Here is an 8138-nt window from a genome sequence, read left to right as displayed (position 1 = left end):
GCGGACGAACCACGCCCATCTCTCCCGCCGCCAGCCGGAGTTCATGCCCACCCAGACCGAACCAAAGGATCACGTTCGGAAAGCGGATGGCTTCTCAGTGCTCGACCATGGCATCCCAGGCGCTCGCCATTATCGATACAGCCACGTCATGAGCTGGAGCGCCCGGTTCACCGGGGCCACGGGGCTGCATGCTGGAGTACATGCTGGAGTAGACGGGATAGAACTTTCCCTACCTTCATCAAGCCCCGGCTGCGCTCCGCTCCGCCGGGCGCGCTTCCCGGCTCCGCTGCGGGCGCCGCTCCTGCCTTCGGCCCGCTCCGCCCACGCTGCGCCGACGCGCGCCCACATGTGGATAGGGCCGGTGGCCATGAGTCGAGCACCGCATTGCTCACCTGACGGACAAGACGATGCCTCCGGCGGGGGATCGGCCGGCACCGGGATGGACGGGGCACCGTCGCCGACCGCGGGCACGTAGTGGCGTGCGGGGAGCTCCCATCCCGTCCGCCGTCGACCCAGGCAGAGCCGAGCAGACGCGGCCCAGGGGCGTCAAGGTCGTTCGTACAGTGGCGCGCTCCACCTTGACGCCCCTGAACCACGCCCGCTCCACGGTGTGCGGGTCGACGGCGGACGGGATGGGAGCTGGGGTGAGTGGGTAACCGACGGAATGCGCTGACCTGGTCAAACGCGCCTCTGATCGTGTGAAGATCCCGCGATAGGCCCTGGGGATTTCCAGTGCTTCCATGTAGATGGAGCGGAGTGGAAGAGACGACCGCGATCCGGCGGCGGGCTTGGGTATGGGTCTCGGTGCGGGCGCGGTGTCCGTCGTGCGTGGAGAGTACCGGGGGCAGCCGGAGAGCTGGGAGTAAGATCCGCGGGCGTCGCTGGCTCGTCCGGGCCGGCCGAGTCCTGTGGGGGGACCTTCCGATGACCTTCCGGCTGCGCGCTGTCCGCGCACTCGTGCTGCTGGCCGGCTTCTATCTGATGGGCGTGGTTCTGCTGGTGGCCATGGCGGTGCTCGACTGGCTGCTGGTGACGCAACTGTTCACCGCGCGGGCGGCGTGGCTCGAGGGCATAGTCCTTGCCGTCACCGTTCTGCTGGCGGTGGCGATTCTGCGGGGCATGTTCGTCTTCTTGCGAGCCGGGCGCCTGGGTCCGGTGCCGCACGCGGTGGAGGTCACGCCGCAGGACCAGCCCGAGTTGTGGGAACAGGTGCGCGCCGCCGCCAAGGAGATAGGGGAGCGGCCGCCGGACGAGCTCTACCTAGTTGCCGAGGTCAACGCAGGCGTCGCCGAACAGAGTCGCCTGCTGGGGCTGCTGCCCGGACGGCGCCGTATCCTCCTGGGCCTCCCGCTGCTCGCCGGGCTGACCGTCCCCCAGCTGCGTGCCGTCCTCGCCCACGAGTTCGGGCACTACGCCAACCTCGACACCCGGCTCGGCGGCGTCACCATGCGCGGCCGGACGGCAGTGCTGCACACGGTGGACGTATTCAGCCAGGGCAGCACCCCGCTGCACCACACGATCGGCGCCCTGTACCTCGGCTACGCCCGCATGTTCCTGCGAACCTCCCAGTCCGTGGCCCGCCACCAGGAACTTGCTGCCGACCAGGTGGCCGCCCGGCACGCGGGCCGTGACGCGACGGCCGCCGCGCTGCGCGCCCTTCCAGTCCTCGACTCCGCGCACACCCACTACCTGCAGACGTACGCCGAGATAGGCAAGCCGCTGGGGGCTCTGCCGCCGGTGGGCGAAGTGCACGGCGGCTTCCTGCGGCTGCTCGCCGCCCGGCCGGGGGAACGCCTCGCCGCCCTCTCAGCCAGGCAGCGTCCACCGCGGCCGCACCAATATGACTCGCACCCGCCGACCGCCGAACGGATCGCCTTGATCGAGAAACTCCCCGCCGACGAGCGGGCCGACGGGTCGCCCGACGCGCCAGCTGCGCTCACCCTGCTGCGCGACCCGGGCCAGGTGTTCGCCGCGCTGGAGGCACGCACGCTGCCGGCCGAGGCGGCGCGACTGCAGCGCATGAGCTGGGACGACCTCGTCATGGCCCGCGCGGTCGTCGACGCCGAGGGCTGGTCCCGGCCGCTGCGGCTCGCCGTCGCCAGGGCGCTGCGTTCTGAGGCGCAAGGCGCTGACGAGACAGCGCCCGCACGCCGGGGCGCCCCGGCCCAGAAAGACGACGCCGAGTTGCCTGCTCTGGAGGAGGTGCTCGACGCGTTCGACCGCGGCTTGCTGTGGATGGCGGTTGCCGACCGCATGCCCAAGCCGCCACAAGCGGCGCGACTGGTTGGGCTGTCGGCCCGCAACTTCATCCGGCCCAAGGTCTTCGATGGGCTCGCGGGCATGGTCCATCTTCGCCTCGCCAAGGCCGGACACGCCGCCCCCGACATCGCGTGGTCGGGACGCCCCGGACTTGCCCTGCCCGAGGAGTGGGAAAAGGCCATGGACGACGCACTCGATGCGGTCGTCGCCGACACGCCCGACACCACGCCCCTGCGCACCCTGCTCGCCGGCACCGACCGCGTGACCCCGTAGCCGCCGCTCGACCCCTGGCTGCGTTACAACAGATGCGGTAGGCAGCATGGCGGGGTTTCTGATCGAGGATCCGGAAATCGCTGAACCGCGTAGAGGCGGCTCTTGCCCCAACAGAGTGGGGCGCTCTCCGGAACCATCCTCATTCCGTCACCCGCAACACCGCTCTTCGTCGGCTCCCCTGAGTGGTGGGTGAAGGAGGGAGGCCCGCAGGCCACACTTGGGCCGTGACAATCAACGATGGCAGCGGGGCAATCGACCCCTGGGCACTCCTCCTGGAGACGGACTGGAGCAGCGTCGACCACTGTTGCCCTAACACAGCCCCGGCGACCCCTGTCATTCTGGCGGGGCTACTGGATGACGACGAGGATGTTCAGCGAACCGCCGTACACAACCTCGGTCAGGCCGTGACCCACCAGAACAGCATCTATGGCGCCACCGCCCCGGCCGCTCGCTTCGTTATCGCCATCCTCGGCCACTCCCGAACGATGACCTTGGGGGTCTACTTCCACGAGGAGCGCCGCCGGCCCATGCGCGCGGCACTCCTGCAATGGCTAGGTGACCTCGCTGACGACGCGACCTACGACGAAGACGGCCCTGGCAAACCTGACGACGTCGCCGCGGTGCGTGCCATCCTCCCGCTGATCTACGAGGCGGCGCGGCCGTACCTTATCGATGCGGACCTTCTGATCCGGGAAGCTGCTGTGCACGCAGCTGCGATGACGCTCGCCGTGCCAGAGCTGGCCGTACACATCCCGGAGTTCGTGCCGCTGGTACGCAGCACGCTAAGCACCAGCGATTACCGGGGTTACCGATACCTTGCTAAGCGGTGCCTCGTGACCTGGGGTGTAGAGCCCGGCCCCCTACCCGACCCGCGGATCTCAGGTCCCGAACCGATGGATCGCCCCTGGGCGGACGGCTATTCCGACGACCCGCCATTCTGAAAGCGGTGATCGGCGGGATAGCCGCACTTGTCAAGACCGCGCACGACGGTTGACACCAGCGACTGACACCAACAAGCGCGAACAGCAGCGGTCGACGTCGGACCTCAATGGACGATCTGCCGAGGGGTAGGACCGGTTGGCCGACGTCGACGGTCCCCGGTGATCGACCTGATAAGGAAGAGGCCACAGGTTCAAGTCATCAAGATCACGCGCTTATGGCGTCCGTTGCGGTGGGGTGGAATGACATCGGAGGACGTCGCGAGTCCTGCGGAGCTGGATGACTGGCGGCCGAGGCTGACGGGATGCGAAAGTACGGCGATCAGCGGCAGCGCGTCCCGTGCCGCGAGGGCGGCCGGAAGGGGCGGGATGAACGTCGATGCGGGGTCCTGGTGGCGCATGAGGGGCTGGGTCGTCTTCGCTGCGGTGGCCGTAGCGGCAGGAGTGCTGCTGGGCAGGTGGCTCGTGCCCGATCCGTGGCTGACCATCCAGGATTTCGCCCAAGGGCCTGATGCAGCGGCACCGTCGTGTTCCTGGCCCGTCCACCTCAAAAAGGCCAACCCGGACCAGGCCGGACTCATCCGCTGCTATCTGCGCGCGATCGCCCACCACAGTACGAGCGAGCTCCGCACAGTGGTCCGGGCCCGGGAGAATGACGGCCCGACCGGGTTCTCCGCGGCCGACTTCGCCCATACACAGGACGTGAACAGCGGAACTGCGACAGTAACCGTCCGGGACGATGACGTTGACAGCGCAGACGCCACCGTGGTGATCCGCTACGCGGACGGCGTGCGGCAGGAGCTGGACATCCACCTGGCGAACCCGTCGTCGACGGACTCGTGGCGGTTCTGGGACGTCGGCACGTACCCGAGCGATCCGAACGACCAGCCTGGTGTGAGCGTTTCAACGCCGTAGGACTCGTGCCGGGTGCTCGGTTGCGGTCAGCCGTACAGCAGCGAAGTACGGCAACCGCCGTGACCGCATATGGCCGACGCCCTCCGCAGCCAACCGCTCGACCAGCCCGGCAGACCTCAGCGACCGAGCAGCCGATAGTTCGCATCGAGGGGATCAGCCACGCCGAGCGGACCCCGCCGCTCGATCACTGGCTGCCATATCTGCGGGTACCGAGCGATCAGCGGCCCAGGTAAGCGATCAGGCAGCCTTTGCCCGGCTGACGATCAAAGCGAACAGGGCTGCACCAACGGGTACCCCGACAATCTCACCTACCTGGAAACCCACATGGAGCGTGGGGCAGAGCCACGCCTGCACTGCAAAGCCGAGCACTGCCATCACGAGCACGGCCACGAGAGCGACGGCACATCCAACGCGCCGGCGTGGAGGCTCGGCGATGTAGAGCCCGAGCATCGGGGCAGCGGCGAACACAATGACCGCGTAGGTGAGTGTTCTATCGACCCCGTCTTCGAAGTGCCAAAGCGCCAGAGTCACGACTCCCCAGACAACAAGGCCAAGCAGAGCACGCAAGGCGACGGAGACGACCACGCCCCACGCATCACGGCGAATCGGGACAGTTTCGGCGCCTTGCTCTCTCGTCACGCCGAGAGGTTAGCGGTCGTACGGGACGGTCCATGCCCCTGGGCCTTTTGAGTTCCCCGCTCGACATGAGCAGTGCCCGGCGGAGCCGAACATCGTCTTGCCAGCCATGCCGTGGATCGTAAACCCGACCTCAATGAGCGGACTTGATCATCCGTCGTTGATCGTCATCGGACCCGGTCTCATCGCGTTGGGGCACGTGGTGAAATCTGCCCCGTGATCGACCATGTCTGCCATGCCGGGCCGTCTGGGGGCCGTGCGAGGCAAACCAACGTTGACAGACGATGACAACCGGCCCCGGCGTTTGCGCAGCTCAGGAAGATGGCATAGGTGGGCAACCGCACGTCAGAGACTTGACCCATCACTTCCAGAAGAACTGTTCGAGGCGCCTGTGAAACGCTGTGCCTCATGTCTGAGACGACCCCCTACGACGACGAGCGGTCCTTGTACACCCGGCAAGCACTAGCCCGTCTCGTACTCAGCGACCAAGCGACGACGGTGGCCGACAGCGCTACCGGCCTCGTGGGAACACGCCACGACACGGACACCGGTCTCGGCGGCCGGGCCAGTCAGGCACAACAGCTGATTGAACTGGCGCAACGCACCCTGTCATCAGCAGTCATCTACGAACGGGAACGCGGCAGCACCTGGGCGCAAATCGCCGACTACCTAGGGATCAGCGCCGCCGAGGCCGAGGAGCGTTACACCCCAGCCATTCGAGATTGGAACGAGGCATTCGAGGAGCCCTACCGACTCGACGAGACTCGGCGCAAGCGCGTCCCGCAGCTCCCAACCGCTGCGTATGACCCCGACTGGGCCTGCACACAACTGGATCGGTGGGCCTTCCTCCACCGCGTCGGGATAGATGACCACCAGGCAGTCAGCGCTGGCCTCGTCAAGCGCGAACTCCCCACAGCCTGACCGGTGCAGAGCTACCAGTAGACGGGAGATGTCGCATCAGGGCACAACGCGTCCGTACAGCAGCGAAGTACAGCAACCACCCCGACCACAGCCGACCGGCTGACCAGCCGAGCAGACCTCCGCATCCGCCCTGCCGGTAGTTCGCATTCAGGAGATCAGTCCGCGTCAGAGTCTGCGCGGCCTACGGAGCGGAACACAGTCTTGTACTCACCTGCTTGGACCAGGTGATCCACAACTCTCACCATGGCCGGTACACCGGCGTCACGGACGATGAGCCCGTCCCAGCAGGTGAAGAAGCTTCCTCCCAGCTCCTCACCTGTCGTCGCCCACCGGTCCATGAGCCTTTGGACCTCAGCGAGCGTGAAGATGGTCCCTGACCACCGGAGCCCGTCCGCGAAGATCACCCACATGTCGACGTTGCAGATGTCCTCAAGCGCTTCGCCCGCATCGGGCACGAAACAGATCTCGTACCCGTCCCGCCGCACCCGGTAAAAAGGCCCGTCCCACATGGCGCTCCTGACTCCCCCACTCCATTCCGAACGCGGAGCCTAGCCTCCCGATCGTGCCCTTGCGTGGGGCCCGTGCCACTCTCGTGCCAGAACGGGCGGGGAGCCAGGGGGAATCGCGGTGCGTAGGGGGACGCGCCGCCCACTCCATCCGAGGCGGGGAATCCACAGGTCAGGCCGGTGTTCGCCCCACCTCGCTCCTAAAGCGGTTATAGACCCACCTCGCTCTGCGATGGCGGGGGACACCGAACTCGCTGGCTCAAGACGAGTCGGGGCCGATACGGTGAGCCGCCCGCCAGCCCGGTGGAGGGGAGCGAACGATGACCAATGAGCAGGCACGAGCGACAGTGACGCTGTGGCGTCCGACCGGTCCCGAGGAGTTGGCCCTTGTCGAGGCGTCCGGGTGGACCGCCTGGCCTCCGCGTCTGCCCGAGCAGCCCATCTTTTACCCCGTGCTGAACGAGGACTACGCCGTGCGCATCGCCCGCGACTGGAACGTGCCCGCGTCCGGATCCGGCTACGTGACCCGGTTCGAGGTCGACGCGGAGTTCGTGAAGCGGTATCCGGTGCGCCAGGCGGGCGGTCAGACGATTCTGGAGCTGTGGGTGCCAGCGGAAGAGCTGGAGGAGTTCAACCGGCACATCGTCGGCCTGATTGAGGTCGTGCATGAGTTCCGGGCCACCGCCTCGGCTGACATCACCAGCTGACATCAACGTCACCGGACGACGACGGATCCGGGCGGCCGGAGCTCGACCCGCGACCGCCCGGGAAGCACGAGTCCGGGCAGCTCGCACATTCCCTGGATCGAACTTGTAAAGCGAAGGTCGTCGGTTCGAATCCGACAGGGGGCTCACCCTCTGACCTGCGTCGGAGCATCAAACAGGCCCATCGGAGACCATCTCCGGTGGGCCTGTTGAGCGTCAATGGGAACGCCATGGGAACGAGGCGTCACGCGGCGTCGTCGCTGGGAACGCCGGCGGGATTCTCGGCCGCGGGAGCACCGACCTCCGCGTCCGGCTCGTGAGCAACGTCACGGTGCGCCGGGGACCTGCGCGGGCCAGAGCAAGCGGAGCCTCGGCCTGGGCGTCCTCGAACTGCGGCAGCACCGACGTGTACGTGTCGGCGGTCAGCGAGTACGAGCCGTGCCCCAGTAGATTCTGGATGGCCTTCATGTGCAGACCGGCGGCCAGCAGCGTCGCCGCGCAGTGCCGCAGGTCGTGCAGCCGCGCAAGCGGCAGGCCGAGCCTCGCTACGAGGCGCGTGAACGTCTGCGACAGGTGCTCCGGGTGGTAGGCGTGACCGTCATCCCAGGTGAACACCAGGCCCGTGTCCTTCCACGCCTTGGCGCTCTCCTCCCACTCGGCGCGCTCCCCGGCCTGCCGCTCGCGCCCCAGTTCCAGCAGCGTCCGCGTTTCCGAGTCCAGCTTGATCGTCCGCTCGCCGCTCTCGCTCTTGGGGTGTCCTCCCACACGTCGTATGACGCGACCACCAGCTGCTCGCTGATGTACACGGTGCCGTGTGACAGGTCGGTCTCCGCCCACGGCAGGCCGGCAGCCTCGCGGCGGCGCAGTCCCCTGAAGATCATCGGGTGGAACATCGGGTACAGGCGGTGCCCGGCGACGGCGTCCAGGAATTCGCCTGTCTGCTCGGGCATCCACACCATGACCTTGCCGGGCTTCTCGCCGGTCTG

At 67.4% G+C, this 8138-nt stretch carries 8 protein-coding genes; 5 read left to right on the top strand and 3 right to left on the bottom strand.

Annotated features, from left to right (window positions below; translation table 11 throughout):
- Positions 1-924: 924 nt before the first annotated feature.
- From ACWDA7_RS06535 to ACWDA7_RS06525, 3 genes are all read left to right on the top strand, one after another.
- The gene (locus ACWDA7_RS06535) at positions 925-2532 is read left to right on the top strand and encodes a M48 family metallopeptidase (protein ID WP_450603056.1); all 1608 of its coding nucleotides are present in this window, start codon (positions 925-927) and stop codon (positions 2530-2532) included.
- 224 nt (positions 2533-2756) lie between these two features.
- On the top strand, positions 2757-3473 hold the full coding sequence (locus ACWDA7_RS06530) for a hypothetical protein (RefSeq protein WP_450603055.1): 717 nt from the start codon (positions 2757-2759) through the stop codon (positions 3471-3473).
- A 366-nt stretch (positions 3474-3839) separates the two neighbouring features.
- A complete protein-coding gene (locus ACWDA7_RS06525; protein ID WP_450603054.1) occupies positions 3840-4385 on the top strand; it encodes a hypothetical protein in 546 nt (181 codons plus the stop codon).
- Positions 4386-4622: 237 nt separating this feature from the next.
- Here the strand turns inward: ACWDA7_RS06525 and ACWDA7_RS06520 are convergent, their stop codons facing one another.
- Positions 4623-5024 carry a hypothetical protein gene (locus tag ACWDA7_RS06520; protein WP_450603053.1) on the bottom strand — a complete coding sequence of 134 codons (402 nt, stop codon included), beginning with the start codon at positions 5022-5024 and terminating at the stop codon, positions 4623-4625.
- 405 nt (positions 5025-5429) lie between these two features.
- On the opposite strand from ACWDA7_RS06520, the gene ACWDA7_RS06515 reads away from it, so the two are divergent.
- Positions 5430-5942 (top strand): hypothetical protein, encoded by a 513-nt coding sequence (locus ACWDA7_RS06515; protein ID WP_450603052.1) that lies wholly within the window; start codon positions 5430-5432, stop codon positions 5940-5942.
- Between the two features lie 155 nt (positions 5943-6097).
- On the opposite strand, the gene ACWDA7_RS06510 is transcribed toward ACWDA7_RS06515, so the two are convergent.
- Positions 6098-6451 carry a hypothetical protein gene (locus ACWDA7_RS06510; protein WP_450603050.1) on the bottom strand — a complete coding sequence of 118 codons (354 nt, stop codon included), beginning with the start codon at positions 6449-6451 and terminating at the stop codon, positions 6098-6100.
- Positions 6452-6768: 317 nt separating this feature from the next.
- Here ACWDA7_RS06510 and ACWDA7_RS06505 point away from each other — a divergent pair, with 317 nt between their 5' ends.
- Positions 6769-7155 carry an ADP-ribosylation/crystallin J1 gene (locus ACWDA7_RS06505; RefSeq protein ID WP_384356176.1) on the top strand — a complete coding sequence of 129 codons (387 nt, stop codon included), beginning with the start codon at positions 6769-6771 and terminating at the stop codon, positions 7153-7155.
- Positions 7156-7368: 213 nt separating this feature from the next.
- Here the strand turns inward: ACWDA7_RS06505 and ACWDA7_RS06500 are convergent, their stop codons facing one another.
- A complete protein-coding gene (locus ACWDA7_RS06500) occupies positions 7369-7917 on the bottom strand; it encodes a tyrosine-type recombinase/integrase (RefSeq protein WP_450603049.1) in 549 nt (182 codons plus the stop codon).
- Between the last annotated feature and the right edge of the window lie 221 nt (positions 7918-8138).

The organism is Streptomyces sp. NPDC001156 (genome assembly GCF_053598275.1).
The sequence above is the reverse complement of the archived record's forward strand: the minus strand, read 5'-3'. Positions and strand labels throughout refer to the sequence as shown.